This window comes from Ectothiorhodospira sp. BSL-9 (genome assembly GCF_001632845.1).
Classification (GTDB): domain Bacteria; phylum Pseudomonadota; class Gammaproteobacteria; order Ectothiorhodospirales; family Ectothiorhodospiraceae; genus Ectothiorhodospira.
Window position 1 is genome coordinate 1,660,521 of record NZ_CP011994.1, and the last position, 26,633, is coordinate 1,687,153.

Annotated in this window: 27 protein-coding genes and 3 pseudogenes; 15 read left to right on the plus strand and 15 right to left on the minus strand. The window is 60.5% G+C overall.

Features of this window, described 5'->3' with window-relative positions; all coding sequences use genetic code 11:
- Nucleotides 1-76 precede the first annotated feature (76 nt).
- The 3 genes from ECTOBSL9_RS07770 to ECTOBSL9_RS16540 form a co-directional block, all read right to left on the minus strand.
- Nucleotides 77-1,021 carry a GNAT family N-acetyltransferase gene (locus ECTOBSL9_RS07770; RefSeq protein WP_063464585.1) on the minus strand — a complete coding sequence of 315 codons (945 nt, stop codon included), beginning with the start codon at nucleotides 1,019-1,021 and terminating at the stop codon, nucleotides 77-79.
- Complete coding sequence (locus ECTOBSL9_RS07775; protein WP_063464586.1) at nucleotides 1,018-1,980, minus strand: hypothetical protein; 963 nt, start codon at nucleotides 1,978-1,980, stop codon at nucleotides 1,018-1,020. The genes ECTOBSL9_RS07770 and ECTOBSL9_RS07775 overlap by 4 nt, the downstream gene beginning before the upstream one ends.
- Nucleotides 1,981-2,268: 288 nt before the next feature.
- Entirely contained in the window at nucleotides 2,269-5,154 is a 2,886-nt protein-coding gene (locus ECTOBSL9_RS16540) for a chondroitinase-B domain-containing protein (RefSeq protein ID WP_082829817.1), read from the minus strand.
- Between the two features lie 166 nt (nucleotides 5,155-5,320).
- On the opposite strand from ECTOBSL9_RS16540, the gene ECTOBSL9_RS07785 reads away from it, so the two are divergent.
- Nucleotides 5,321-6,829, plus strand: coding sequence for a VanZ family protein (locus ECTOBSL9_RS07785; RefSeq protein WP_082829818.1), 1,509 nt, complete (start codon nucleotides 5,321-5,323; stop codon nucleotides 6,827-6,829).
- A 40-nt stretch (nucleotides 6,830-6,869) separates the two neighbouring features.
- On the opposite strand, the gene ECTOBSL9_RS07790 is transcribed toward ECTOBSL9_RS07785, so the two are convergent.
- The 4 genes from ECTOBSL9_RS07790 to ECTOBSL9_RS07805 form a co-directional block, all read right to left on the minus strand.
- Nucleotides 6,870-7,940, minus strand: a complete 1,071-nt coding sequence (locus tag ECTOBSL9_RS07790; protein WP_082829819.1) for a nucleotidyltransferase family protein — start codon at nucleotides 7,938-7,940, stop codon at nucleotides 6,870-6,872.
- 43 nt (nucleotides 7,941-7,983) lie between these two features.
- A complete protein-coding gene (locus ECTOBSL9_RS07795; RefSeq protein ID WP_063464589.1) occupies nucleotides 7,984-8,889 on the minus strand; it encodes an HprK-related kinase A in 906 nt (301 codons plus the stop codon).
- Nucleotides 8,886-9,113, minus strand: a complete 228-nt coding sequence (locus ECTOBSL9_RS07800) for a hypothetical protein (RefSeq protein WP_063464590.1) — start codon at nucleotides 9,111-9,113, stop codon at nucleotides 8,886-8,888. The genes ECTOBSL9_RS07795 and ECTOBSL9_RS07800 overlap by 4 nt, the downstream gene beginning before the upstream one ends.
- Nucleotides 9,114-9,296: 183 nt before the next feature.
- Nucleotides 9,297-9,995 (minus strand): hypothetical protein, encoded by a 699-nt coding sequence (locus tag ECTOBSL9_RS07805; RefSeq protein ID WP_063464591.1) that lies wholly within the window; start codon nucleotides 9,993-9,995, stop codon nucleotides 9,297-9,299.
- Nucleotides 9,996-10,818: 823 nt separating this feature from the next.
- Here ECTOBSL9_RS07805 and ECTOBSL9_RS07810 point away from each other — a divergent pair.
- The 6 genes from ECTOBSL9_RS07810 (at nucleotide 10,819) to ECTOBSL9_RS07835 (ending at nucleotide 14,989) form a co-directional block, all read left to right on the plus strand.
- The gene (locus tag ECTOBSL9_RS07810) at nucleotides 10,819-11,427 is read left to right on the plus strand and encodes a hypothetical protein (protein WP_063466084.1); all 609 of its coding nucleotides are present in this window, start codon (nucleotides 10,819-10,821) and stop codon (nucleotides 11,425-11,427) included.
- Nucleotides 11,428-11,472: 45 nt separating this feature from the next.
- Nucleotides 11,473-11,691, plus strand: a complete 219-nt coding sequence (locus ECTOBSL9_RS17300) for a hypothetical protein (RefSeq protein WP_063464592.1) — start codon at nucleotides 11,473-11,475, stop codon at nucleotides 11,689-11,691.
- Nucleotides 11,692-11,698: 7 nt separating this feature from the next.
- Entirely contained in the window at nucleotides 11,699-12,817 is a 1,119-nt protein-coding gene (locus ECTOBSL9_RS07820) for a DDE-type integrase/transposase/recombinase (protein ID WP_240481112.1), read from the plus strand.
- Nucleotides 12,818-12,821: 4 nt separating this feature from the next.
- The gene (locus ECTOBSL9_RS17725) at nucleotides 12,822-13,622 is read left to right on the plus strand and encodes an ExeA family protein (protein ID WP_063464594.1); all 801 of its coding nucleotides are present in this window, start codon (nucleotides 12,822-12,824) and stop codon (nucleotides 13,620-13,622) included.
- The gene (locus ECTOBSL9_RS07830; RefSeq protein WP_063464595.1) at nucleotides 13,619-13,825 is read left to right on the plus strand and encodes a hypothetical protein; all 207 of its coding nucleotides are present in this window, start codon (nucleotides 13,619-13,621) and stop codon (nucleotides 13,823-13,825) included. Before ECTOBSL9_RS17725 ends, ECTOBSL9_RS07830 begins: the two co-directional genes overlap by 4 nt.
- Nucleotides 13,826-14,245: 420 nt before the next feature.
- Nucleotides 14,246-14,989 carry a PEP-CTERM sorting domain-containing protein gene (locus tag ECTOBSL9_RS07835; protein ID WP_063464596.1) on the plus strand — a complete coding sequence of 248 codons (744 nt, stop codon included), beginning with the start codon at nucleotides 14,246-14,248 and terminating at the stop codon, nucleotides 14,987-14,989.
- A gap of 116 nt (nucleotides 14,990-15,105) precedes the next feature.
- Here ECTOBSL9_RS07835 and ECTOBSL9_RS07840 read toward each other — a convergent pair whose 3' ends face one another.
- Nucleotides 15,106-16,476 carry a HipA domain-containing protein gene (locus ECTOBSL9_RS07840; RefSeq protein WP_063464597.1) on the minus strand — a complete coding sequence of 457 codons (1,371 nt, stop codon included), beginning with the start codon at nucleotides 16,474-16,476 and terminating at the stop codon, nucleotides 15,106-15,108.
- A 184-nt stretch (nucleotides 16,477-16,660) separates the two neighbouring features.
- Here ECTOBSL9_RS07840 and ECTOBSL9_RS16545 point away from each other — a divergent pair, with 184 nt between their 5' ends.
- Nucleotides 16,661-16,831, plus strand: coding sequence for a BrnT family toxin (locus ECTOBSL9_RS16545; RefSeq protein WP_205632006.1), 171 nt, complete (start codon nucleotides 16,661-16,663; stop codon nucleotides 16,829-16,831).
- A 6-nt stretch (nucleotides 16,832-16,837) separates the two neighbouring features.
- Nucleotides 16,838-17,092, plus strand: coding sequence for a BrnA antitoxin family protein (locus ECTOBSL9_RS07845; protein ID WP_063464598.1), 255 nt, complete (start codon nucleotides 16,838-16,840; stop codon nucleotides 17,090-17,092).
- 151 nt (nucleotides 17,093-17,243) lie between these two features.
- Here ECTOBSL9_RS07845 and ECTOBSL9_RS16550 read toward each other — a convergent pair.
- Nucleotides 17,244-17,556, minus strand: a pseudogene (locus ECTOBSL9_RS16550) (transposase).
- A gap of 44 nt (nucleotides 17,557-17,600) precedes the next feature.
- On the opposite strand from ECTOBSL9_RS16550, the gene ECTOBSL9_RS07850 reads away from it, so the two are divergent.
- The 3 genes from ECTOBSL9_RS07850 to ECTOBSL9_RS07860 all read left to right on the plus strand — a co-directional run bounded on the left by ECTOBSL9_RS07850 (nucleotide 17,601) and on the right by ECTOBSL9_RS07860 (nucleotide 20,867).
- The gene (locus tag ECTOBSL9_RS07850; protein WP_240481088.1) at nucleotides 17,601-18,995 is read left to right on the plus strand and encodes a transposase; all 1,395 of its coding nucleotides are present in this window, start codon (nucleotides 17,601-17,603) and stop codon (nucleotides 18,993-18,995) included.
- A gap of 12 nt (nucleotides 18,996-19,007) precedes the next feature.
- Nucleotides 19,008-19,187: a hypothetical protein gene (locus tag ECTOBSL9_RS07855; protein WP_063464600.1), complete on the plus strand. Its 180-nt coding sequence runs from the start codon at nucleotides 19,008-19,010 to the stop codon at nucleotides 19,185-19,187.
- A 114-nt stretch (nucleotides 19,188-19,301) separates the two neighbouring features.
- The gene (locus tag ECTOBSL9_RS07860) at nucleotides 19,302-20,867 is read left to right on the plus strand and encodes an ATP-binding protein (protein WP_063464601.1); all 1,566 of its coding nucleotides are present in this window, start codon (nucleotides 19,302-19,304) and stop codon (nucleotides 20,865-20,867) included.
- 9 nt (nucleotides 20,868-20,876) lie between these two features.
- Here ECTOBSL9_RS07860 and ECTOBSL9_RS17500 read toward each other — a convergent pair whose 3' ends face one another.
- Both ECTOBSL9_RS17500 and ECTOBSL9_RS07870 read right to left on the minus strand, forming a co-directional pair.
- Entirely contained in the window at nucleotides 20,877-21,305 is a 429-nt protein-coding gene (locus ECTOBSL9_RS17500; RefSeq protein WP_063464602.1) for a type II toxin-antitoxin system HigA family antitoxin, read from the minus strand.
- Entirely contained in the window at nucleotides 21,302-21,616 is a 315-nt protein-coding gene (locus ECTOBSL9_RS07870; RefSeq protein ID WP_063464603.1) for a type II toxin-antitoxin system HigB family toxin, read from the minus strand. Before ECTOBSL9_RS07870 ends, ECTOBSL9_RS17500 begins: the two co-directional genes overlap by 4 nt.
- A 331-nt stretch (nucleotides 21,617-21,947) precedes the next feature.
- Here ECTOBSL9_RS07870 and ECTOBSL9_RS07875 point away from each other — a divergent pair, with 331 nt between their 5' ends.
- The 3 genes and pseudogenes from ECTOBSL9_RS07875 to ECTOBSL9_RS07880 form a co-directional block, all read left to right on the plus strand.
- Nucleotides 21,948-22,220, plus strand: coding sequence for a type II toxin-antitoxin system Phd/YefM family antitoxin (locus ECTOBSL9_RS07875; RefSeq protein ID WP_063464604.1), 273 nt, complete (start codon nucleotides 21,948-21,950; stop codon nucleotides 22,218-22,220).
- Between the two features lie 7 nt (nucleotides 22,221-22,227).
- Nucleotides 22,228-22,347, plus strand: a pseudogene (locus tag ECTOBSL9_RS16555) (type II toxin-antitoxin system YoeB family toxin); the annotation flags it as partial.
- Nucleotides 22,348-22,390: 43 nt separating this feature from the next.
- Nucleotides 22,391-23,392: pseudogene (locus ECTOBSL9_RS07880) on the plus strand (AAA family ATPase); the annotation flags it as partial.
- A gap of 120 nt (nucleotides 23,393-23,512) precedes the next feature.
- Here the strand turns inward: ECTOBSL9_RS07880 and ECTOBSL9_RS07885 are convergent.
- The 4 genes from ECTOBSL9_RS07885 to ECTOBSL9_RS17505 all read right to left on the minus strand — a co-directional run bounded on the left by ECTOBSL9_RS07885 (nucleotide 23,513) and on the right by ECTOBSL9_RS17505 (nucleotide 26,542).
- Nucleotides 23,513-23,722 (minus strand): hypothetical protein, encoded by a 210-nt coding sequence (locus ECTOBSL9_RS07885; RefSeq protein WP_063464411.1) that lies wholly within the window; start codon nucleotides 23,720-23,722, stop codon nucleotides 23,513-23,515.
- Nucleotides 23,719-24,513 carry an ExeA family protein gene (locus ECTOBSL9_RS07890; RefSeq protein ID WP_063464410.1) on the minus strand — a complete coding sequence of 265 codons (795 nt, stop codon included), beginning with the start codon at nucleotides 24,511-24,513 and terminating at the stop codon, nucleotides 23,719-23,721. Before ECTOBSL9_RS07890 ends, ECTOBSL9_RS07885 begins: the two co-directional genes overlap by 4 nt.
- Nucleotides 24,514-24,518: 5 nt before the next feature.
- Nucleotides 24,519-25,877, minus strand: coding sequence for a DDE-type integrase/transposase/recombinase (locus tag ECTOBSL9_RS07895; protein WP_063464409.1), 1,359 nt, complete (start codon nucleotides 25,875-25,877; stop codon nucleotides 24,519-24,521).
- 131 nt (nucleotides 25,878-26,008) lie between these two features.
- Nucleotides 26,009-26,542 carry a DUF6431 domain-containing protein gene (locus ECTOBSL9_RS17505; RefSeq protein WP_240481077.1) on the minus strand — a complete coding sequence of 178 codons (534 nt, stop codon included), beginning with the start codon at nucleotides 26,540-26,542 and terminating at the stop codon, nucleotides 26,009-26,011.
- Nucleotides 26,543-26,633: the final 91 nt, after the last annotated feature.

A 26,633-nucleotide genomic window follows, 5' to 3' on the forward strand; every position in this document is an offset into this window, starting at 1 on the left:
GTCCGGGCTCGAATTCTATTCATCAAGTTGCCACTGGAGGTGGTCACTGTGGTGTCATAGGTGAGGTCATTTGAAATCAGGCAGCCTTCCGTCGGATGAACTTCTTCAGTCCATGCTTTAGCCCTATCTTGTCGAGAATACTGCCAGCCGTATCGCTGCAGGTGTTGAGCGCGCGGTGCGTCTGCAAGCTGATTCGGTTACCAGCGGTTGGCCTGAGCAGGAGAATATTGGAGCATGCAACCTGATGTGTGCTGAAGAGCAGTTTATGTTCGCCCCCCCCCTCGGTGAAATCGAAGAAGCGATAACGCTTTTCGGCAAAAAGGTGTTCCAGAGCAAGCCATAGTAGCACTGTGCCCGGTGAGTACTTGCCATAGGCGGGGTCGTAGCCAAGGTAAGCGTACTCCACGCTGGCACCTTTTACGGGACAATAAAGATACGAAACGGGACGGCCCCGATCGTATAGCAGGAAGCCGCGAACGCTGTTATTCGCCGCATGCTGGTGAAGACGTTCGACAAACACCGGGCCATCAGGCATGCCGGCGTCAAGCAGGCGCTCTTGGTAGGTAAGGGCGGATACCGTGCGTGCGTCAGCGTGAAATACTGCCATATCTTGAACCTCGTGGAATACCCGAAAATCCAGGCCCAAAGTGAACTCAGAGAATTTCTTTATTTTTCGTTTGAGGGTTGAGCGGGTCTTGCTAGAAAAACGCGCCAAGTAGTCGTCGAAAGTGCCCGATAAGTCGATGTAGCAGTGCTGGTATTGCTTGGCCTCGTAGGTGGTGAGCCCAGAAGTATCGGAAAGTGCGGCATCGCGCGCGACCTGCGGTAGCCTGGCCAGATATACTCCCGCGCATTCATCAGGAAGCACTGAGGGGACTGGTACTGACCTGCCGGCGGCGATCTCGTCCATTGAATGGATTTTCCGGAGCACAGGAATCTTTCGCTCGGCCAAGCCGATTTCGCCGAGTCGAAAGTTCAGATAGAAGACGAATGGGGCGAATTCTTCGGTGTACGAATTCACAGCAATCTCCGCAGCAACTGCTCACCATGACGAATGATGGTGGGGAAGATGCCTACTCGTGGTATGGGTGGTGTGCTCGCGTGATATCCGGAGAAACTCGTCAAGTCCTGAAACCCGATGGTTGGAAAACGATCGGCGTTCTCAGAAAGAAACCCGCAAAGCCGTTCAAAGCGCCGGACAACCACCATGTCGGGCACAGAACGTCCCGACTTGAGTAATTCGAAGTTGTGGCTGAGTATGACGAAGTTCTCCCAGCCATGTGCTTGGGCATCATTCATCGCTTCAGTCAATTCTTGCGCACTGCACGCGCCAATTTGAGCGTGGCGTGGACGGCCAAGCCCGTCCACGAAGATGGTCATCGGGTAAAGCGAAAGGTCACATCTTCTGAAAGGACTATAATGGGGGTGATCGTCTTGTAAATCCGGTGCACTGACAGCGCGAGTAGCGTTGAGGCTGCTGTCGAAGGTGATGCCGTTGTCCTGCAAGGCCCAGAAGGTATCGGCATTGCAGGCGAAATTGCCGGCCCGGAAGGCATTGATCCCCTCAATGCCTGCTTCGCGCATCAATCGCAAGCCATGGGCCATGAGAGCGCGCTGCTCTTCGCGCGTGTAATAGGATAGGTGTTGGCGTTTTCGGTCGCTATCTGGTATGAGGCGAGGCCTAATCTCGTCTGTCCACTCGGGGTGAAGGTGCAACTGCACCTCATGGCCCGCCTCCGAGATCAACCCAGTGATCTCTGCCAAGCGCTCAACGCCAAAGCGTCCCGCAAACAGAGGTTCCACAAAGAACACGCCAATGAGTCCATGGCGATTGAGGATCTCCAGGGTCTTGGGCAGGGCGTAGTGCCCGGCAGCGGAACGACCGTACACATAACGACTAAACGCATCGGGAAAGTCCGCATCAAGGGACTCCCAGCCGTTGCACCAAATTTCGATATCGAAAGTGAGCAGTATATTCAAGAGCGTCTTACCATCGCATTGTTGGGGCTAAGCCCATTTGGCTGTGACGTTTTAGCACAACGGGCAAGCTATTTCGATAAGGGATGGGGGGTGCGCGCGACTTTGTGCCGAAATGGTCCGTGTCCGGCGTGCTAGGAGCACACAAGGCAGGCACTAACGTAGCGACTATGGTGCGCTGCGAGCCTGTGGTTATTAACCCGGCGACTATTTATGTCCGTCACGGCTCCGATAAATTTCTGATTTAAAAGAAATTAACTGCAAAATGAAGTGATTTGTTTGATTGCCGCGCTAATGGTATCGCTGACAGGGTTTACAATTCTCTACATTTGGCCCGATTCGACCCGATCGTCCGGGGTTTTCCTTGGCGTTGTCATCATAGGCACCCCATGTGTTGTGGTGTCGTGTTCGGTTGTTGAAGTCCACATTCAGCCCTGGGGCGACCAGTGTGTGTTCAATTGGATTAGGGGATTGCAAGGACCGATTGCGCGGGTATAAGTCCAGTCCTTCCAAGCCGGACTCTGGGGATATTAGCAATGCTCGTGCATCCGCACGATCCGCTGTGAAGTTCTGCCTGGAGTCGACGTGTCCCGGAAGCACAAGGGGATTGTCCGAAAAGACGGCGTTCCCCGCCACTACTTGTTCATAATCCGTGTCTGGCTGGACGATGTTGATACCGAAACCATTGGCCACGAACGTGTTCTTCAGGATGTGTACCTGCCTGGGCGTGTGGTTATGGGGCCGGACGATCAGTCCGTCTCCATGGTGGTTGACAAAAAGGTTGTTGTAGATTGCCAGATTGCCCTCGCCCTGAAACAGGCGCTCACTCGGGTTTTGGTAAAAGATATTCCCGTAAACGAGATACCTGTCATGCATTCCTACGCCTTCTGGCGGCCAGTGCCCAAGCAGGAGGTTAGGGCGGGCACTATTCCCCGTGCTTGAGCTTTGAGCCTTGCTGAAGACGTTGTAGCGGATGATGGTCTGTTGAGGATGGGATGGCATCCCGGGAACGAGATCCCGCACGTTCTGGTGCTTGATCTGAGCGTTGTAGCCGGTCGTTTTTTCGAACAGGTTGTTTTCGATGAGGCCGGCTACAAAGGGGGCAGATCCATCGGGTCGGCCAAGGTACATGCCGGTGCCAACGTTTCGAATCTCATTGTTGCGGATCACCCAGTTCCAGGCTGGCACCCGGGTGCTGATGCCTATGTGGCCCTGCGAGCGGTCGTAGTTCGATATCCGCAGGTACTGGATGGTGATGCTGTGCGTGTGCTCCCCCTCGCTTTCGGCCACGATGGCGGCGGCGTTCTGTCCGCGCCCGTCCAGGGTGAGGTGTTGTATGACGAGGTGCGCTGAGTTTCGTAACTGGATTGTATTACGCCCGCTCCTGGCGAGGAATATTGCCGGCTCCCCCTCTGATGGGCCGGAGATGACGATGGGTGCGTCTGCCGTGCCACGCAGTTCGCGTAAATTGAGGGATTGGGTGTATTCACCGGGGGCGAGCTGAAGATGATCTCCTGGTTGGAGTTGGGACACCATCTCCCGAAGGTTGCCAGGATTGGCTTTTTTGGTTGTATTTTCGGGGATGTGGGTGACGGGGTGCTGTTCCGATGTCTGGACCTGTCGAGACCAGTCTGGAGGTGCGACCGAGCGAGGGTGATTCAGCAGATTCATCACCAAGTGGTGATGGCGGTCCTCGATCTCTGACAATAGGTCGCATTCCCCGGATTTGTATTCAATGGCGCCAATGTCCGAGGGGCTTGACCGTGATTGCCCGCAGAAGTCGTGCGCGATAGCTGATGGGAAGGAGCCTTGGGCGACGATTCGGCGGCCATCATTGAGTTGCATATTGCCGAGGTGGGGAGCCAGCATCCATTTTTTTTGGGAGCCAATCCCCTTTCCCAGTGCGGTGTCCCCGAGCCAGTCGACTGCCGATACAGCGGCTTCACTGGACGTGCGTACCAAACGATCCACCCATGCTATGTCGGCCACAGGTCGGGTAGGGTTGGGAATGGAGAGTCTTCGTTTGATCGCGGGGATGTAGCTGGCACGGCTGAACCAGCCCGTCTCGATGTTGTGGGTGGATTCGACGTCGCTGCCATCGCGTGGCCATACGGTGCCGGTTAGCAGGTTATCCGTGATGAGGGCCGTGGTTTCGGGATATCGTGCCTGGATTCCGTAGGCGTTATGGATGGTGTTGTTGGAAACCTGAGTGTTTGGGGCGCGATGTAGGTGGATGCCCGGCTCGTCCGGACAGTTGAGGATGATGTTATTGGTGATTTGGGCGGACTCCACTTCCGGGCAGTTTCCGGCACAGGTGCCGATGCGTCGGAAATCCATATGTTGTTGATGTGTGCCGCTACTCCCGAGAGAGAGGCCGATACGCTGGCCACCTTGATGTCTCCATTCGCACATGATCAGGTTTCTGTCGATGCGGGTTCCATAGGCGCCTCCCCGGATGATGGCGCCTGTGGCGTAGCGATCCTGTCGATGAGGGGAGGGGGCGATGTCGGCGATGAAGTTTTGAGTGATGGTCCAGTCCTGGCCTCCCGTCACCCGCATGGCAGCGACCGGGGTGCTGGTCTCACGGGGGTAGTCATTGATAAACACGTTGGCTTTGACGGTGACGTGATCCGGGAATCGGCGCTCGCCCGAATCCCTACCCCCACTGCTCTCCAGAGCCGTATGGAAATTCTGGAATCGGTTCTCAATGACCTGCACGTGATTGGCCCCTTGAGTGAGATGGAGGGCGCGATGGGCCTGTTGGGTGCCCTGAAAATCCAGGCCACGGATGATCCAGTAAGCGCCCGACAGCTGGATTTGGGCGCTGCCACTGGACCAGAGACGTGCCTCCCCCGGAATGATTCCCTGTACGGTGATGGGGGTTTTGGGATGGCCGCTTTGCTCAAGCGTGAGGCCGGATATAAAGTAATCGCCCGGGGCGACGTTGATTGTGTCCCCGGGCTTTGCGGCCCTCAGTGCCTGGCGTAGTTCGCCAGCATCGCGGACGGTAACGAAATCACCATCAGCCAGGGCTGGCGTGGAGAGGCTTAGCCAGCCGGCCAGCGCCAAGGCGATGTTGATGAAAAGTGCCGGTTGCCACCTGCCGTTTTGGCTCGGGACCGGGGCGGTGCCCCCTGACGGTCTCATCACCGAGGCTGAGTTGGTGGGTGTTGTCATGGTCCTTGGCACTCAGGGTGTTGTTGGCCCACCCAAATTCAATCACTGAATGGGTTGGGTTACAACCGCTGTTGGAATGAAGGCCTCTTTCGAGGGGCGCCCTGTGCGATTTCCCTTCATGATGAGATGATGCTGCCTACTCACGTTTAGAGCAACGCATTTACCCATGTCAAAGAGAGTGGTTCTTTGGGCCTGGCTATCCTGGGTGGCAGTCCTGTACGCCACCCTGATGCCCTTCGAGTTCGGCAACCAGAGTTTTGCCCAGGCCTGGTCTCATTTCACAAGCCTAAGCTTCCCTCAGATGAGCGCCTCGGCGCGGCAGCAGTGGGTGGCCAATATCCTCATGTTCTTGCCCCTTGGGCTGTTCTGGGCGGCCTGGTTGTCCGGCTATGTGCGCGGTTTCCTGGGCCATTTACTGGTGGGGCTGTTCGTGGCCCTGCTGGCCCTGGCAACCACCGCGATGGTGGAGTTTCTGCAGTTCTGGTTGCCCCGCCGAGAGCCTTCGCTGCTGGATATGAGTGGCAACTTTATCGGCGGGGTACTGGGGGTGTTGGCATGGTACGGCTTATCGGGGCCTGGACGTCGGTGGCTTGCCATGTTGCGCCAGGGGGGGCTTGGGGCCCTGCGGAGGGGGTTGGTGCTATATGTTGTCGCCTATGTGCTGTTTGCCTGGTTGCCGCTGGATTTCATGGTGTCCTGGCAGGAGTGGGCGGGCAAGCTGGATTCGGACAGCTGGGGGCTGTGGCGCGCGCCCGTGGGCGAGGACTTGGGGATTCGCTGGTGGGTGCTGCGGAGCATGATAGTGGTGATGACCTTGCCCATGGGGGTCCTGTTGGGCTGGTGGCTGGTGGAGCGTGTTCCGGCGGTGTCGGCGTTTGGCGTCATCCTGCTTGCTTTGGTGCCTGGTGTGGCGTTTGGTTTGCTGGTGGAGTTCGGCCAGTTTCTCACCGTGTCGGGCGTCGCCGAAGGGGGATCGGCCCTCTCACGCGCCTTGGGTGTGACGCTGGGCGTGGTGCTGTACGTTGGTCGCGCTTATTTCACCCCGCATCGGATGCGTTTTTGGGCACGCCCGGCGGTGCTTTTGCTGTTTATTCCCTATCTGCTTCTCATGGTGGTGCTCAACCTTGGGGGCAAGGGCTTTGCGCTGGAGACGGGGTCGGTGCTGGCCAAACTGGAATCGGTACGATTCCTGCCCTTCTGGTATCACTATATGGTGCCGGAGGCGGTTGCGATCGGAAGCCTGCTGCTGCATGTGGTGATGTATGTGCCGGTGGGCATCGGTGTGTGGTTGTGGCGCTGGGGGCCGGGGGGCATCACGCCTCGGCGGGGTTTGTGGCTGGCGGTCCTGTTGGCGTTCATGCTCGCTTTGGTGATGGAGACGGGCAAACTGTACATGGCGGGGTTGAGGCCGGATCCGACGAGCGTGTGGATTGCGGCGGCGGCCGGTTGGTTGGGGTGGCAGGCGTGTGCGGCGGCTTGGTGGGGGTTGCGTGGTGTTCGTGACTGGGGTGGTTGGGAGAAGGCCCACCCTGGACGACCGGCTGTGCGGGAGAAGGGTTCACGCCAGCGTTTGGCGGATTCAGGGAGCGAATATCCGGGGGTGGAACCGGCGGATGCGGGGTTTGTTCGTGGCGAGGCGTTGGGGAGGGGGGGTGCACCGAGGCGGCAGGGCTGATGTGTTCGGTGCGGGATAGGTCCGTTGGGCTGGTTTTGGCTCAGCCGTGGGTCTCGGGGCCTCTGTCATCGGATTGAGGGGTTTCCGGTTCTTTGGCGAGAAAGGCCTTGTGGAATAGATGCCGGGTTAGTAGAGGTAGCGGCATCTTGAGGTAATGGCCTCGCAGAAACAGCAGTCCGCGCGCCAGGGCGTCGGTGCGCGGTGTGTGGCTGTTGCGGGTGTTCAGGCCATGCAGGAATAGCTGTCTGTTGGCTGCCTGGAACGGCTTTGAGAGGGCGTGAGCCTTGAGATGCTGCTGGGCTTCGTTAGGAACGGGTGTGAGAAGACGTGCCTGACAGCAGGCAATGGCACGCTCCAGCAGCCAGCCTATCCGTAGTTGTTCGGCTTCATCCAGAAGCTTCGACCAGAACGAGTCTCCCTGTTGTGACACGAAGTGCGTCACCAGGGTGTGAATGTCGTACAGGTCACGCAGGCCGCGATCCCACTCTGTTTCCGAAAACAGATGCACAACGCTGTGAAGCACCAGGTGGGTGGGAGCCAGTGTTTTGAAGCGCCAGGAGCCTGGCACTGAGGTGGCTTGGGTGATCAGTGGTGTGGCGTCGGTCCGAACCTTGAAGGTTTCCGGGAGGATGTTGTGGTGCAGATCCAGTGTGGTGCCGCGTTTATGGTGCTGCAGTGGCGGTAGTTCGTGCATCCACTGGCGGTAATAGCGCTGGTCGTATTCGTCGTGGTGGGTGGTGTTCCAGCCTTCGAAGAAGAGTAGCGACTCGGCTTGTTCCACCTGATCCCGCGGGAAGAGAAGGTCCAGATCATTGGCGACGCGACCGGGCGCGTTGGGCAACTCCGCCAGCAGATAGGCGGCCCCTTTGAGTGCGATAGCGGGGGGCAGCTTGGTGAGCAGTCCCTGATCCAGAATTTGCAGTTCCCAGCGCAGGGCTTCTGCGTTGTGCTGGGACAGACGGTATCCGCCCAGTAGATGTTGCGCGGGCTTTGTGGGCAGTTGACCGTGGATGCCGGCCAGTACGGCTAGATGCCACAAGGTGCCTAGCAGCGAGGTCTCGCGTGCGGCCGCCACCGTCCCCTCCCATTGTCGGGGGCTCAGTTCGGTCATGCTTTCCGGTCTGGCCAGTGCCCTGCATAGGCAGGCAGTGCCGTCAGGCTGCGATCTCATCGAAGAGTTGAACGGCCTCCTCCAGACGGCTGTAGACGAAGTCAAAGGCTTCCACCTGTTCCATGAGATCTGCGGTTCGATGAAAGGCAATGGTGCCAAGGGCCGCATAGTTGAAGGAATTGCCCGCCAGCCGCATGAAGGCCTCGCCGGGCGGGTGAGGGGTCAGGCGAGTTTCGGCGTTGGCTTCATAACGAGGGAAGACCACCCATCTGGGCTTGGCCAGTTCGCCTGCCCGTGCAACACTTTCGGCGGGTGGTCGCAGGTGTGCGACGGTGCCTTTCAGTGTGTCGTGGCAAATGGGGCCCATGCTTGCTCCCGGTGCGAATGACTGTATCACATCGATTGAGGCGTTCTTGAGGCTTACAGGGCGTGCCGGGCCGGTGATCTGGGCGGTTTCAAGGTCTACCAGTGTGGACTCATCGGTCAGCAAGCGCCAGCCTCGGCATGCCAACCCTGCGCAAAGGGTGCTTTTTCCGGACCCCGGTGGCGCGGGAAGGATGAGTGCCTTGCCGTTTTTTTCCAGCGCGGCGGCATGGAACACCAGGTATTGCGGGGCCTGCATGGCGATGCACCAGTTCATGCCCCATTCGAGCATCGGGAAGGCTTGGTAGTAGGCCAGGGGTTTGAAGACGCTGCGGCCGTCGGCAAGGAACAGGACCTGGGGGTTATAGTAGCGGCGAATACTGTTTGGCGGGCGCAACTCACAGTAGAAGTCGGCGAAGCTGTCTTCCGGGGCTAGGGTGAAGTCGCCGTACAGCGTTTTGAGGCCGATAGCAACCGAGGGGATGCGACTGCGGATTCTCGTGGTGAAAGGGCCGGTCACCAGCTTGAGTTGGCCTGTGGAGAGGCTTTGCTCTGTCTCTGGTAGTGAGAGGTCGGAGATCCTCATTTTGAGCAGTCTAAGGCGAGACCAGACTGTACCAACGTGTCAATGATGGCTTGAAGTGTGTCTTCGATGTTCGCGAGGTTATCTTCATCCAGCGTCAGCAGGGTGGCGGCCTGAGGCTGGATGGCTTCCAGCGATCTGGGTTCGGTTGGGCTGAGTAGTCTCAGAATGTGCGCTGCTGGAGAGGAAAGCATGTATGTCTCACCAGTGCCGCGGTGGAATCCCATGCATGTGGAACTCCACTGGCGGATTTCCACGTAAGGGTTGCAAATCCATGCGGGCGCATTGCATATGGTCATGGAGCGTTAAGTCTTGGCTGGGTAGTGCGTGGCTGTATTGTCATACAAAGCCGTCTGTGTCCTTATTGACTTGATGGCTAAGTATATCTGCCCCCATGCTCCAAACCAAAACTACAGTGTGATTTGTGGTCCCCAAGATGGTGTGTTCATGGTGTTCTCAAGGAAATTCTTGACCACTTCTGCACTCAGTTGTACTTGCGTGCTCGTGGTGTAGAATCCTGTATTCAGAACCTCAGTGACAATCTCTTTCACCATCTCCTCGCTGAGCGGGTAGTCATGAGTGTCGCGCGCGTTCAGGAGCGCCGCAGCGCCGAAACGGATCAGTTGGCGCTTCATGTTTTCGACGGCAGTCCAACTCCTATCATAAATATCGTCATCGTCTTCGTTTTCATCATGGTAGACGCCGTAGTTCCTCTGCACTGCATGTTCCATTGTGGCTTTAACGTATTCCTGAGCACTAGCATTATAGGCATAGTACTGTTCAATGACATCCTCGAATTCGTCATTGAACTTATCGCCTCTGCCCCATTCCCCGGACGCATCCCCCTGCCAGTAGCCAGGGGTCCGGCCTCCACAATCGACAGGATCCGTTTGAAGAGATGTATTGGCGGATATCCAACCCGATGGGTGGCAGTTGGCCATCCGCATCGTGTCCGCCATCAGGGGTTTGCTGCTCAATGTCATGAGCACGGGACCCGACGCGAGGGCGGCCTTGGTGAGGCGACGGCGCTTCCGAGCCTGTTTGGACAGGGTCTCCTGAGGGCTGGTCTGCTCGGGTTGTGTTTGATCTGCGTGATCATCTTGAGACATGTGAAACCCTCAGGGGAGCCGTTACGCGTTCCCCGTATTTGACTCGATGCCACTTTTAAGCAATTCTCAGGCCATCGTTGCTTGCTGGCTTAAGTGGTTGCTTTTGCGCCGCTATTTTCGCGTGGTTGGTTGCGTGGGGGCGGTGGCCTCTGCTTACTGTAAGGATATCCGTCGCCATGGCTGTTGCTGTTAGTCGATGGCGTCGGTTCAAGGGCGCTTGAAGCGCTCGACTGCCTCATTATGAGGCCAGCGTCGCGTATTTCAAGCACTACGCTCAAGGCATCTCCCGTGGCAGGGTCATGGATCAGGGAATCAACGCCCTACGGTACGCAGTCGTTCGGGTGGGCCAGAAGGCTTTCCAGAGAGACCGCCCCGCTTCGGTCAATGGCGCATCCGTGTGGATGGCCGTGGAGAGCGGGTCTCAGGTTGCTTTAGGGTCAGCAATGGGCGGCCCTTTCTTGCGAGCTGCGTCACAGGTTTGCTTGTTGGATTGTAAACCGTTCCGACATGTCGAGGCCGCCGAACGTGGCCACGCTGAGTGGCTGCTCTTTGGGTGTTGTCGTGGCACCGGGAGGTTCTTACTTTGGCGGGGTGTTGTTTCCCACCCCTGATCGCTGATCACCACCTGATTTGAGGCAGATTATTCCCCCGGTGAGGGAGTCGGGACGGTGGCAGAGTGTGGGTGGGCTCTGTGGGGGAGATGTCCAGATTGATTCACCGGGACTGGTAGACCGGGGCGTGCCAGGGCATGATTTGAGGCCAACCCATAAAAGTGGCCCGCCACGGTAGCCGCCGTGCGGGCCGGTGGCCGGTGCTACTGCGCTTGAGAACGCCCTTTACCGGCGAACAATACGTTACCGAGCAAGGCTGGTTGAAGGCAAGCCTGACGTGTTGTCCGCTGCATCCCGCCGGGGGCTGTGGCTTTGCCCGCCACGGCAGCTATGCGCGCAAGCGCCCCTGGGGAGCGCGGATCGCCCGCTGGTATTGCCCGTTGGGGCATCGCACGTTTTCCCTGATACCCGATTGTCTGGCGGCCCGCTGGCCGGGAACGCTGCAGACGGTAGAGGTGGCGGTGATGACCGCGGAGACCGCACCCAGTCTGGTGGCGGCCGCCAGGATCCTGCGCCCCGACATCGAGGAGGCGGGGGCGGTGCGCTGGGTGCGTCGCCGCAAGGATGCGGTGGGCGATTGCTTGCACCGCCTCAGGGGCCTGCTGCCCGACCTGCTCACTGACTGCGCTCCCACCGTGACTGCCTGCCAGATCGCATTGGGTCAGACGCCCTTGCTTCCCGCCCTGCGTGAGATTACCGCGCCCTGGCTTGATCAGTTGCCGCCGCCACTCGGTTTTGCCCACCGCGGCAGTGGCGGTGCGTCCAGTCCATCACTGGACCAACACACAATGGGCCCTGACCCGCCTGGCAGCGGGGCGTAGCGTCGTGGAGCGACCGTTTGGGTCGTTCGCCCTGGAGACGCTGCCATGCCCGATCCCTCCCATGACCTGCGCCACGAGATCGCCCTGTTCCGTTTCGGGCTGATCGCCGACCTGGTGCGTCGACCGCCCGGCGCGCCCGGCCTCTATACCCAGCTCCATGCCATTGCCGCCCGCTCCCATCAGATCCCCGGCAGTGATCGCACCCATGTGGCCGCCGAGACCCTGCGGGACTGGATGAAGAAGTACCGCCAGGGGGGGCTTTGACGCCCTGCTGCCCAGGTCACGCCAGGATCGTGGCCAGCCCCGGCGTCTACCTGCAGCCGTGGCTGAGGCCCTGATCGCCTTGAAGGAGGAACATGCCTCCTGGTCCGTGCGCCAGGTGATCCGACACCTGCGCGACAATGGCGCGGTGGACGCGGATCTGCCGCTGCCGCCCTCCACCATCCACCGCCTGTTCACCCGTCATGGGCTGATGCAGCGCCAGGCCGAGGCCACTCATGACCAGGATCGCCGCCGCTTCGCCTTCGCCCGGGCCGGTCAACTCTGGTCCAGCGATGTCATGCACGGCCCCAGTGTCACTGTCGAGGGGCGCGTGCGCCGCAAGACCTATCTGATCGCCTTCATGGATGATGCCACCCGCGTGATCCCCCATGCCGCCTTCGCCCTGTCGGAGAACACCCGCGCCTTCCTGCCCGTGCTCCGCCAGGCGCTGAGCAAGCGTGGCCTCCCTGAACGCTTATACGTCGATAACGGCGCGAACTACCGCTCCCACCACCTGGCCCTGGTCTGCGCCAAGCTGGGCATTGCCCTGATCCACGCGCGCCCCTATCGCCCTCAGGGCAAGGGTAAAATTGAAAGGTTTTTCAGGACTGTACGGGCCCAACTGCTGAACACCCTCACACCGGAGGATACCGCCAGCCTGGAGGCCCTGAACCGGCGCCTGTGGGCCTGGGTCGAGGGGGAATATCACCACAACCCCCATCGCGGCCTGGAGGGGCTGACGCCCCTGGAGCGCTGGGCCCAGGACGGTGACCAGGTGCGCTATCTGGACCCGGGGATGGACCTGGAGGATCTGTGCCTGTTCGAGGCGGTGCGCAAGGTCCACAAGGACCGTACCGTCAGCCTTGATGGCGTGATCTACGAAGTGGATGCTGCCCTGATCGGTGAGCGCGTCACGCTGCGCTACGACCCCGGGGCCACCCGGCGCACCGTGCAGATCGTTCATCAAGGCCGGTACGTGGAAACCGCCAAGCCCGTGGATCTGTACGCCAACTGCTTCGTCAAGCGCAACACGCCCTCGCGCGAGGCCCGCAGCGAGGATCAGGCCCCGGAACCCAACCCCTCAGGGATGCACTGGCGGCACTTCGACGCCGAGTCGGCGGAGGACTGAGGCCATGTACCGCAAGCACTTCGGCCTGACCGACTACCCCTTCGAACCCAACGTGAACAGTGAAGATCTGTTCGAGTCCCAGACCCTGCGGGAGGCTCAGGCCCGGCTCAGACACCTGCTGCGTCTGCGCGGCATCGGCCTGCTCACCGGCGAGGCTGGCAGCGGCAAGACCACCGCCTGCCGGCGCATCACCAGCACCTTGCACTCGGGGCTCTACCGCACCTTCTACATCCCCCTGACCACCGGCAACGTCATGGACATGTACAAGTCCATCGCCTGGGAACTGGGCCTGCCCACCGAACGCAACCGCGCCAGCGCCTTCCGCCAGGTGCGCGCCGAGATCTCCCGGCTCACCCTGGAGAGCAAGCAGCTACCGGTGCTGATCATCGACGAGGCGCATCACCTGCGCAACGACGTCCTGGAGGATCTGCGCCTGCTCACCAACTACGCCATGGACTCCGATCCCCGCCTGTGCCTGCTGTTCGTCGGCCTCACCGAACTGCGCCGGCGCCTGGGCATGGCGGTGCATGAGTCCCTGGCCCAGCGCCTTGTCGTGCGCCATCACCTGGGGGGACTCAGCCGCGAGGAACTGCCCGACTATCTGGCCCACCGCCTGCGCCGGGTCGGCTGCGAACTGCCCCTGTTCGAACCCGAGGCCATCGAAGGCCTCTACCAGGCCACCCACGGCATGCCACGCCCCGTCGGCCGCCTGGCCCATTACGCCCTGACCTGCGCCGCCCAGGATCAGGTCCACCGGGTCAGCGCCGACCACCTGCAGACCGCCCTGGAGGAGTTGCGACCATGACCCACCATCACACCCTCACCATCCCCCTACCGGCTCACTGGACCCCGGAACAGGTCCTGGCCGTATGGGAACTGCTGGAAATCCTCACCGAGCACATCGGCCACCGCTACGCCATCGCCCTGCATGAGGCCATGGCCGCCGAGCGTCAATCCGTCAACCTGCGCCAGACCTCCCTGTTCGACGACGAGCAGGATCCCTTCTGAACCCTCTCCCGGGCGCGAGTCACCAAAGGCTCGCGCCTACGCTCTCCCGCATCCGTTCACCTTCCAGGAATCCTTCACCCGAGGCCATAATCCGGGAAAAGCCTCGGCCTGCAGCCAGAATCCGTGTGGGAAAAGTGGGGTGGAATAGTCTGGGAAACAACACGGGGCATGCAGAGAGTGTCGGTTTTTTTTACTTTTACTCCGCCTGCAATGAGAGCTGAGTCACGTGGCTCCGCTTGCGGTTTGGTGCGTTGGGGACGTCTTGAGCGGTACGGCCGGCGCCGGAAAATGTTACGGCGAGCGCATTTTTTGAGACTTTCATCACATTTTAAATGTAATCGAATTCACGTTTTTCTCATGTTGGCATGGCATGTGCATTTGCTTGGCCGTCGATAGAACACTGAAAACAAGGAGCTTCCAATGGGGTTCAAGGCAGGCATGATGAAGAGGATGTCGGTGGCGGCGGCCATCGCAGGCGGGGTGTGTTTTGGGGGGGGCGCCCAGGCGAGCCTGATCACTTACACTTTGACCCCGTCGGACAAATCGAGCTTCGAGCTTGCCTCACCGGATCCCCATGGCCGGGTGAGCATCACTACGAATTGGCAGCCATTTGACGTGACGGTGGACCCTGATGACGGCTATCGGGTGACTGGCATTGATGGCTTCAACCCGGTGCAAATTTCGTTTGATAATGCCGAGAGGAGCGCGAATGACTCCGGGAGTGGCTGGTCCTCTCGGTCAGGGTCAGAGAGTTTCTCCAGTGAATTCACCCTGAAGCTTGATTTGGCCGAGGCTCCGTATGGGGCGTGGGAGGGCACACATGAGGTGCGGGGTGAGCTGAGCTATAACGTAGCATGGAGCTGGGATAGGAAATTCTTGTTTATTTTCCCATTGCCTTGGGAGCTTTCGAGTCATCAAAGCTCTGCGAGAATCGACTGGACTGACGCGCTTTTGCTTGGGTCGATTGAGGATGAAGCTTACATTGAGGTGAGTTTTTCTGATCATTATCTCCGGCCTGGGGGGAGTAATGCACTGGCCACCCCAGTCAGCGTGACCGGGCACGCCAATCCTCCCAGTGAGGTGCCCGAGCCGACGGTGTTGATGTTGTTCGGGGCCGGACTCCTCGGTTTGGGCTTCCTGCGTCGCCGTCGTAATACGGTTTAACCCAACTGCCTTACGGGCCCCGCACGGGGCCCCGACGCCCACCGCTGACGACGGTTCGCCGGGGGCAGTCTCGCGCCCAGGGCTTCGGCCAGTTGATTGGGCGATTCCTGGAAACGCTACCAACAGTGAGCAGTGGGGTCCGCCGCCTCTGGGGTGGTCAACGCGACTTCCACGGCCTCCGCCCTCCTGGCCGCCACGGCGCGAAAGTCCGGCGAGATCCGCTCATCCACCGCCGCTCGCCGCCAGAAATCCAGTGCCATGGCGCCGCCCTGGCGCCACGGCTCGATGCCTCCGTGGGCTGGTGGGGGCTGGAAGACCGGTGTCGGTGGCACCTCACCAGGACGGGGTGCGTGGAGCATGGGCAGCATGTCATAGACCGGGGCCAGGGCCAGCCGCCCGTTGGGGTGGGGCTGGAGGGTCAGGTTGCCCAGGTGCTGGTCGCTGTTCTCGATCCAGTGGGCGAAGGCCTGAAGCAGGGTGACGGTCGCTGGCGTGTCGTCGGTGACCCGGGCTTGCCGGGCAAGGGCCTGGATGGTCAGGCCCCAGTCCCGGCCGATACCGCAGAACTCTGCATCCACAGTGAGCAATGAGAGCGCGGGTAGACGCCCGCCCCGCGCGGTCCGGTCGAAGCGCACGGACTCCAGAAAGAACCGCCCCTCCCGTTCCAGCAACCGGCTTTCGGCCACGGCCAGTCCGTGGTCTCCGAGCGTGGTCAGGGCTAGGTACTCGCAGACCAGGAGGTCGCGCAGGCGCTGGGCCACCGCGCTGCCGTCGTCCGGTGGCGAGAACTTCACCAGCACCGGGCGCCCCGCCACCTCGGCGGTGAACTTGGGCTGCTCGCCCCCCACGGAGGAGCCGGGGGCGCCCCCGGAGAGGACGCGTTGGGCCAGGGCCGGGAAGTCATCGATGGTGGCGCGCTCTGGTTGCCATGCTCGCCAACGCTCGACAGCCGCGTCCCCGAGCAGGAGGTCGCCGGGGGTGTCTACCGCGTGATCCAGTAGCCAGGCGCCGATCTGATCGGTGGACCAGTGCTCCGGGTTGTGCGGGAACGCGGGGAGTGCGTGGGCATTCAGGCGACCGAGAAAGCCCTGGGGCCGCAGGTTCTGGAGGAAGAACGGCAGATCATCGAACAGGCCTGTGCCGGCTTCACCGAAGAGCAGCCCGGGTAGCGGGCTGTGTTGGGTGGGGCGAACCAGCATGGCACCGTGGTCGAGACCGATCAGCTCGGCAAGAGGTTGGACATGGCCATCGGGATCCACGCGGTGGATCGGGAAGGCGGTGTCGGCGCGGTTGAACAGCGGCCCGCGAAGGGCGTGGCGGGTGGCGGGTCCACGACCAAAGGAGACGATCTTTCCCCGCGCCTCGGCTTCACGCAGGCGACGGTAGACGGTGGGCGCACTGGCGCCCGAGGCGTCGGCCAGTTCGGCCCGCGAGGCGGTTCTGAGCGCGCGTAGCCGGGAGAGGAGCTCGTCGGTGGTCAGGCGCATGGCGGTTCCGGGTGAAACGATGATGAACCGATATGGTCTGCCTGGAGGCTTTTTAGATCAAGTGGTTGTCTGTTCGGTTGGTGGGATTTGTGAAACGATTGAGGTTCAGTATGTGTCTGCAGGGGCTGCGCGTTTTCACCTGAAAGAGTATTGTGTATGTACGTAAGTAAATACGGGATTCCCCATGCGGTTTGAGTGGGACGAAGCCAAGAATCAGGCCAACATTCGCAAGCATGGTATCGACTTCAATGACGTGCCGGACATCTTCCAGCATCCGATGCTGGCCTTGCATGATGGCCGAATGCACTACGGCGAAGAGCGTTGGATCTGCATCGGCTGGATCAGCAGGAGGTGAAACAGTATGTCGAAAGCATCGAAAACTGATTGGGAACGGCTGGCCAAGATGAACGACGAGGACATCGATACCCAAGACATGCCTGAATTGGGCGAAGACTTCTTTCGGCGCGCCGAGCTACGTGTGCCGGTAAAGAAGGCGGTGACAATCCGTCTCGACGCCGATGTGCTGGAGTGGTTCAAGGGCCAGGGCGCGGGCTACCAGACTCGCATCAATCAGTTGTTGCGCCATTACATGAATGCCCAGCAGCGGTATCGGTGATGAGCGAATGATCAACTTCGGGTGGTAACACCTGCACAATGTCTGGAGGAATGGCAATGACGACACTGACGATCCGGCTGCCAGACGACACGGCCGAACGCTTGAACACTTCCCCGCGCATTCCCCCTGCTAGGCGTTAGCCAGGAGGGGGTCAAGCGGGGTTTCTTTTGAGGGGTTTGGTGCCTTGTGATTCCACGTAGGCCCGAATCGTCTCCAGGGATGCCCCACCGACAGAGCCAGCGTAATAGGCGCGGTGCCAAAATATCGGTTTCCAATAAAACGCCGCCAAGTGCTCGGCAAAACGATTGCGGGCGCGGCGGGCGCTGGCTGTCTTGAGATTGTTGACCAGCCAGGTAGTCCCTGAGTTCTTCATGCAGGCAAGGGCGACGGTACTTGGTCACAAAAACAACATGCAGCTTGATGTCATAAACGGCGTGAGAACGAGATTTGGTGGTGTTTTCCATGGTTGCGCCTTGGTGGTTTTCATGGAACGATAGCAAGTATGGGCATGATCGGACATCGCTTTCGTTGCTATCCCGGTCGCCAGCAGGAAAATATCCTGCTGCGTTGGATTGGCTGTCAGCGATTCATCTATAACAGCAAGGTCAGAGAAGACCGTTATTTTCGCGCCTTCGCCCGAAAAGCCTTGTCGCTGACCGGGCAAAAACCACCCATCGACCAACAATACAGCCAGTTCATTGGACCCGATACGGCGTGGTTGCGGGAGGTGCCCTCCCAGGTATTGCGCAATGGCGCGGTTCGATGGAAACAAGCCTACAGTCGATTCTTCCAGAAATTATCCGGTCGCACAACGATTCATGGAAAAGACGGCGAACAAGGCGTCTGGCTGACGCGGGAGTTATTTGCTTTCGAGGATGATGGCGAAGGGGGTTATCACCTTCGGGTCGGCACGAAAAAGCACCCGCTCGGTCGGTTGCGCTATGTCGCGGATCGGCCTCATACATTGCCCGCATCCATCGTTATCAGCATCAATGCTGGGCAGTGGCATGTGTCATTTGCCACCGAGGATGATGTGATCCATCCGCGCCCTGCGGAGATCCAGGCCGAGTTATCGCAGTGGGATGAGGCTTCATTGCACGCGGCCACCATCGGCGTGGATCGCGGCGTGGTGGTGCCTGCCTACGCCAGCACGGGATCGGTGTATGCCTTCGACCCGGTGCAAAAGCAGCGAATGGCCCGCAAGGAACGCCAGCGCCTTCGCTGGCAGCGTCGCATGGCGCGACGTGCCAAGGGCTCATCCGGCTGGCACAAGGCCCGCAAGCGCGTGGCCCGCACCCACACCTACGCCAACAACGTGCGCAAGGACTTTGCCCATAAGGTGAGTCACGCATTGGTGACGGCGCCGGGGGTGAGGCTCGTGGTCATGGAAGACCTCAAGGTGGCCTCCATGAGTCGTCGCCCGAAGGCGAAGACCGACGAACGGGGGCGCCACGCACCCAACGGTGCCCGCGCCAAGGCGGGGCTCAACAAGGGCATCCTCCATAGCGCCTGGGGCAAGATCAGAACCTATGCCCAGTACAAGGCACCGAGAAACAACGTGCTGTTTCTCGTGGTGCCACCACACCATAGCTCGCAGGAATGCGCCGTTTGCGGCCACATTCATCCCGACAATCGGCTCAGTCAGAGCCGATTTGTCTGTCAACGCTGCGGGCAGATCGATCATGCCGACCACAACGCCAGCCGGGTGATTGCCCGACGCGGCGTCACAGCGGTGATCGGTCAGTGCAAATCCCATCAACAGGTAGGGGCGGTGCGCCCCGAACCGCCGTCCCCGGACGGCTACGCCGGTGGAGATCAGGGTAAGTCGCAGAAGGGCAAGCGCCCAACTGCGCACAGATCATCGAGACCGGAAACCATGCCTACAACCGCTCAAGCGGTTTAGGGATGGTAGTTCATGTTGCTGGCACGCAGTCGTGGTTTGAGTGCCAACAGGTTGGTGGAGGTACTCAGTGCGCGAGCACTGGCGGCATGGGATACCGAGAATCACTTCCGCGCCATGGCAGCGACAGGGCATGTCGAAGAGGCATTGGCAATTCTGGATCGGCTCGATGCCGAGGATCAGCGGACGAGTTAGACGGGGGCTTGTGTTGCAGGTGTGTGTCTGGGGTGGTGGCGGGCTGAACGCTTCAGGCTAGTGATATTATCGGGTGGCAAGCGCTCACCATGATCCCCGCCCCCGGAGTCGCCCATGGCCGACAGACGCAATCTCCCCATTGGCATTCAAACCTTCGCCGACATGGTCAGCGGGGCTTATTACTATGTGGACAAGACGCCCCACATTCACCGGCTGGTGATGGAGGGGCGTTACTATTTTCTCTCCCGTCCCCGCCGTTTTGGCAAGAGCCTGCTGCTGGATACCCTGCGCTGCCTGTTCGAGGGGCGGGAGGAGCTGTTCCGCGGGCTGTATATCGAATCCCGCTGGGACTGGAGTGTGCGTTATCCGGTGGTCACCCTGGATTTCGGGGGTGGGGTGGCGGCCACGCGCGAGGCGCTGGATGCGCGTATTCGGGATCAGTTGCATTGGAATCGTGAGCGGCTGGGATTGAGTCTGGATCGTGAGACGGATATCCCGGGGGAATTTGAGGCATTGATCCGCGGGGCGCATGCCCGTTCCGGTGAGCGGGTGGTGGTGCTGATCGATGAATACGATAAGCCGATTCTGGACAATATCACCGAGCCGGAGCAGGCTCGGGCAGTCCGGGAGGGGCTGAAAAACCTCTACTCGGTGCTGAAGACGGTGGACGCCCACCTGCAGTTCTGCCTGCTCACGGGGGTGTCGAAGTTCAGCAAGGTGAGCCTGTTCTCGGGGCTGAATAATCTGCGAGACATCACGTTGTCACCGGCATATTCCGATATCTGCGGCTATACGGACGCGGATGTGGATAGCGTGTTCTCTCCGGAGTTGTCTGGTCTGGACCGGCAGGAAATCCGTGCTTGGTATAACGGCTATCGCTGGAGCGGAGTGGATACGCCGTCAGTCTATAATCCGTTCGATCTGTTGCTGCTGTTCCAGGAGCGCCGTTTTGCGCCGTACTGGTTTGAGTCGGCCACGCCGACGTTCCTGGTGGATCTGCTGAGCGAGCGCGGTGTGTTCACGCCTCGGCTGGATGCGATGCAGACGGAGGCGGAGTTACTGGGGCGGTTTGATGTGGATGGGATTGCCACTGAGGCGCTGTTGTTCCAGACGGGGTATCTCACGGTGCATGCGGTGGAGGAGCCCATGACGGGGTACTGGCTCTACACCCTTGGGTATCCCAACCGGGAGGTGGAGTCCAGTCTGAATCAGGCGTTGCTACCCGCCCTTGGGGTGGCTGAGTCGCCTCGGCAGCGTTTGAGTCTGTTCAGGATTTTGCAGGCCCATGATCTGGAGGCCCTTGAGGTGCACCTCAAGGCGCTGTTCGCCTCCTTGCCCCATGACTGGTACCGCAACAATCCCATTGCCCGGTATGAGGGGCATTATGCCAGTGTGTTTTACAGCCACTTTGCGGCGCTGGGGCTGCGGATCTCGGTGGAGGATTCGTCCCTCATGGGTAAGGTGGACATGGCCGTGGAGTTCGGTGGCCATGTGTATGTGTTCGAGTTCAAGGTGGTGGAGCAGCTGCCCCAGGGGCGGGCGCTGCAGCAGATCAAGGATCGAGGTTATGCGGACAAGTACCGGGGGCGGGGGCAGCCGATCCATCTGATTGGGGTGGAGTTTTCCCGGGAGCAGCGGCAGGTGGTGGGTTTTGAGGTGGAGACGGTGCCGGTGGCTTAGCGCGTCTCTTCAGAAGAACAGTCCTGGATCAATATCAAAGCGCTGCGACAGCGCCTTGATATGGTTCTTGCTGAGGCTGCGCTCGCCGGACAGCACCCGGGACACCATGGACTTCGAGCCGATCTCCGGAAGGTCGGCGATGCCCAGTTGGTGTTGCGCCATCAGCAAGCGCAGCATGGCGAGATCGGCTGGTTGCTTCAGGGCTCGTTGTTCGAAGGCCACCAGTTCTTCATCCTGGTCCTCGTAGGTCTGGATGGCGTGTGTGAGCAGGTCGACGACGGCATTGAGCGGGTCGCTGGCGGAATCCCCAGCTTCCTCGAGCAGGCTCTCGACCAGTGCCAGTGCCTCTTCATAATGGGCGTCGTCCTGGATGGGGAGATAGGGTGCCGCGGCTTGGGCGAAGCTGAGGCAGGCTTCTTTGAACACTGCAGCGGTCATGACAGTTCTCCTTTCGCGTAGCGCTTGCAGATTTTGTCGTACTCTGCGTGGGTGGCAATGTGCTTCACGTACATGCGGTTCTGAGCGAACTGGATAAAGGCGATCATCCGCAGGTGATTGCCTCCCACGTCGAGTACCCAGCATTTGTCCTTATGCTTGAAGTTGTCCAGTGAAGGGAAAACCCGTCGCATCGCCTCCGGCGTGCCGAATTTGCTCTTGCGAAGCACCCGGTAGAGATCTTCCAGGGCCTGTCTTTGGTTGGGGTGGGCTTTGGCCGCCTCGTGGAACGGGCGCTTGGAAATGACATGCATGGATGCTCCTGTCAGAGCCGATCCTGTCGACTCGCTGGCAACCATAGGGCAGGGTTGTCAATGAGTCAACCTTTGCAATGTCTGGTTGAGTGGTGTTGCATGCAACCCGTGTAGCATGGGAGTGTTGTTACATGCAACAGTTGGTGGTGCCCCATCAACCGACATGGCCGCGTGTTCATGACAGTAAAGCAAATGGGTCGGCGTGCACACGCAAGAAGCACACATTCACGCCTTTCCCTCACACCAGCACTTCCACTGCCGCCGGGTGCCTGGCCTTATTAGGGATCGCGACCTATGCTTATACTGAATTACCGTACATCAAGGTGCCTTCATGGACACAATGAGCGTAAACAAATTCAGGGAAAACCTGAAAAGCGTTGTAGAGCAAGTGGTTAGCAGGCATGAGCCGCTCAAGGTGACACGGCGAGCGGGTCAGGATTTCGTGGTGATCGGCGCCGACGACTGGGAGCGGGAACAGGAAACCCTTCACGTTCTCCAAAACAAGGATCTCATGCAGCAGATTGCCGACTCTCTTGAAACCCACACTCATGGTAAAGGCTACAAACCCACTGGCGAGCAAATGGATGAGATCACTGGTGTTTGAAGGTCATACTGGCCTATGGTTCAGGCGAATATCACAGCAAGATCGTTTGATCTATCGATTCGACGACAAGTCCATTTATATCTTTGCTATTGGTGGTCACTACGATCGTCCGGTCGCCCCCATATAGCCAGACCGCAAGCGATGCTGGCATGATCCGCCCGGAGCCGCCCATGCCCCAGAAACGCAATCTCCCCATTGGTATCCAGGCGTTCGAGAAGATCCGCCGGGGTGACCACTACTATGTGGACAAGACACCGCACCTGCTTCGTTTGGTGAGAGAAGGGGGGTATTTTTTCCTCTCTCGTCCCCGCCGTTTTGGCAAGAGCCTGCTGCTGGATACCCTCCGTTGCTTGTTCGAGGGGCGGGAGGACCTGTTCCGGGGGCTGTACGTTGAGTCCCGCTGGGACTGGAGTGTGCGTTATCCGGTGATCACCCTGGATTTCGGGGGCGGTGTGGTGACCACTCGCGAAGGGCTGGATGCGCGGATCCGTGATCAGCTGCATTGGAACCGCGAGCGGCTGGGCGTGAGTCTGGACCGCCAGACGGATATCCCGGGAGAGTTTGAGGCGCTGATCCGCCGGGTGCATGCCCGTTCCGGTGAGCGGGTGGTGGTGTTGATCGATGAATATGACAAGCCGATTCTGGACAACATCACGGAGCCGGAACAGGCTCGCGAACTCCGTGAAGGCCTGAAAAACCTCTACTCGGTGCTGAAGACGGTGGATGCCCACCTGAGGTTCTGCCTGCTCACAGGGGTGTCCAAGTTCAGCAAGGTGAGCCTGTTCTCTGGGCTGAATAATCTCAACGATATCACCCTGGACGAGCCTTACGCGGACATCTGCGGTTACACGGATGAGGACGTGGATACGGTGTTCGCGGCGGAGTTGCCGGGGCTGGATCGGGCGGAGATCCGGGACTGGTACAACGGCTACCGCTGGGGCGGGGCGGATACACGGTCGGTCTACAACCCTTTCGATATGCTGCTGCTGTTCCAGAAGCGCCGTTTTGCGCCGTACTGGTTTGAGTCGGCCACGCCGACGTTCCTGGTGGATCTGCTGAGTGAGCGCGGGGTGTTCACGCCCCGGCTGGATGCGGTGCAGACGGAGGCGGAGTTACTGGGGCGGTTTGATGTGGATGGTATTGCCACTGAGGCGCTGTTGTTCCAGACGGGGTGTTACGTCCCACCCTATCCAAGGCTTTCCATCCCGGCCTCTGTGAGGTGGGATAAAGGGCCCATCCCGAGCTGAGCGCGGAAGGTAACACCTCCGCGCGCAGCCTGGGACGGATGTGACTCAGAAGGGTGGCTCATCGCCCGGCAGCCGGCAAGCCCGGCGGGGGGTGGTGACGTCGTTGTCCGGTCTTTCCTCTTCCTGGCGCAGTTGCGCGAAGTACACCGACTCCAGGTGATCCACCAGGTTGAGCAGGACGGTGTGCAGGGCGCGCACCGTGTCGGGGTCCAGGTCCGGGGGCAGGACCGGCTTTTCGATGTTCTGGGTATTCATCGCAGGGCCTCGATGGCTTCCTGGAGCAGTTCGTCGGGGAGGTGATTCAGTCCCTTGGGCACGGCCAGTTTCATGGCGGTACACAGGATCTGGCTGGCGGTGCGGGGTCGGCCACGGCTGGCCATGAGCAGCAGGTGTAGGCCGGAGTCGGACATCAGTTGCTGCTGCACGCCGGCCTGCTTCAGTCCATGCCTGACCAGGGCGGTGAACTGCTCGGGGTCGTCGATGGGGGGCAGTTGGATATGGCACTGCAGACGGCTGGCCAGGGCCTCGTAGGGGGCACGCTGCAGGGTCTGGGCGAGGCTGGGGTGTCCCACCAGCCACAGGGTCATTAGGTCCTGGGAGTCGAAGGCGAAGTTGATGAAGGCCGGCAGATCGCGGAAGAACTCGTTGGGCAGGTTCTGGGCTTCGTCGATGATCCACAGGGGCAGCAGGTGTTTTTGCTCGGCCATCTCGCGCAGTCGGGCCTTGATTTCCCGCCACAGGGCGGCGCGTCGATGCGGGGGTTCCAGGCCAAGGGCAAGGGCCAGTGAGCGATACAGGTCCAGGCGCCCGAAGTCGGTTTCGGCCAGATAGATGACCTCGAAGCGATGCGGGTTGAGGGGTTGCGTCAGTTGGCGCAGGGCGGCGGTCTTGCCGACTCCCGGGGGGCCAGTGAGCAGTCCCACGCCGGGGTGTTCGAGCAACCAGTCGAAGCGTTGTTTGAGTAAGCGCAGCGGCTCGGTATCGAACAGCGCGCGGCTTTGCTTGCCCAGGGGGTCCTGGGTGAGACCGAAGTGTTCACGGTACATGGGGTTCATGCCTCCTCGTTCGCGTCGGTGTCGAGCACCCAGTCGACCTGCTGTTGCTGCAGGGCCAGCTCGATGGCATTGGGTCCGGTTTGGGCGGTGGGGGACGGATCGGGGATGACTGGCTGCTGACGTCGACGTTTGAGGTTGGCGCGGGCATCCAGGGGCGTGGCCTTGCCCACGGGCTGCTCCTGGGCATCGAGCACGGCCACCACCTGGCGTTGATGGGGATCCTCGACCAGGATGACGCTCTGACCGACGAGTTCGAAGGGTACCTCAAGGTACTGCCCGTGCAGCGAGACCGTGCCATCCTTGCGCACCTTGCGGGTGTGATAGTGATGGAACAGGGCGTCGAGTTCGGTGGCCAGGGGCCCCAGGGGGCGGATGTTGACCAGGTCCTGCTGATAGCGGGCCAGCGGGGTGAGGCCATTGAGGCCGGCATGGGGCGTCACATGGTAGTCCTGGTCCAGCCAGGCCCACAGACGCGCGTTGAGATCCTCCAGCCCCTGGATCCGCTGCAGATCCAGCTCGCCGAGGAAGTGATCCCGCACTCGGCGATGCCAGCGTTCGATCTTACCCTTCCCTTCAGGCTGGTAAGGCGCACAGTAGACCATATGGATCTTCAGCCGCGCGCAGATGGCCTGCAACTGGGTGCTACGGTATGCCGCCCCCTGGTCCAGCATCAGCCGTGACGGCAGGCCGCGCTTGAGCAGGGCCTGCTTGAGCACCCCCTGGATGGCCAGGGCCCCCTCGTCGGTACAGAAGGCGCTGTGGGTGATCAGTCGCGAGGCATCATCCATGAGCGAGACCAGATAGACCTTGCGCAGCCGCCCCTTCACCGGGATCTTGGGGCCATGCATGACGTCGCCCTGCCACAGATCCCCGGCATGATGGGCCTCGAAGCGTCGCCGTTCCCGGGGTTGACTGGGGGATCCCGCAGTGTGGGAGAGCCCATGGCGCCGCAGCAGACGGTGAACGCTGGAACGGGACAGCACTCCCCGGGCCACCCGACCCTCCTTTTCCAGCAACCGGATCAGGGCGTTGAGGGAACGTTGTGGGTTGTCCTGCTTGGCCTGCAGCAGGGCCTGTTGCAGCGCCGGGTCGATCTTTGAGGCGCCCTGATCCGAGCGGGAGCACGGCGCCAGGGCCTCGATATCACCGCGCTTGTAGGCGTAATACCAGCGCTCGATAGTCTTCTCCGCCAGACGCACCGGCCGCCCGGTGGTGGGATCCAGGTAATCCCGGGCGGCCAGGGCTTGCAGGTGCTGTTTGAGCTCACCCCGGTGCAGTGGCGGACAGGCTGCCAGCGTGCCGAGCACGCTCAGACGGAACAGGGCCATGGGATGGATGGGTTTGCTGATTTTCATGGGCAGGCCTCCTGGGGCCGGATAGGGAACGCCCAGCAAAACCCAGCGCCCCACCCCGTCCAAGGGGCAGACTGTGTGGAGTCATGGAAACACGACTGACCCCCTGTCCCGCCACGGGCATCCCCGTGCCTTCATGGGATGGCGATCCCGACATGCTGTACCAGGATCATCGCCGCTGACAGCGGCATGCAGGCCAGCACCGCCGGCCACAAGGTGGCCATGCCGGGATAACGCCCCCACCCAGGGTCGTGCTGACACAAGGCAAAGGCGTGCAGGTGAAACCGCTCCCGCCAACGGTGCATCCACCGCCCCAGGGTGTGCCTGCCCGGCATCCCCTCCCGGCTCAGGGCGCGGCAGGAACGCCCCGCCAGGAGTGCCAGCAATGCCCACTGCTGTACCGCCCACAGATACCAACGATGTGGGGGAATGCACTCGGGCAACCTCGAACAGGTGCGGCAACACCCCGGGCATCGAAATCGCGCAATGGGAATCGGATTCAGGGTGCCACCACGATCCCGGTCGGCCTTGCGGCCATAGCACCCGTGGCACCACAGCCCGGCGCGACCACAATGCGGGCACCGCTTGGGTCGATACCCCTCGGGATGAGTCAACAGGGCCGATAAGTGTTGCTCAAGGGACGCAATCCCTGGCAGGATCAAAGCCATGGCCGGTGCCTTTTGGTGTTGTGATTTGGTCGAAGATTTCACACTACCAGAGGTGCACCGGCCTTTTCTTTGACCCGGATGTCCCGGATTG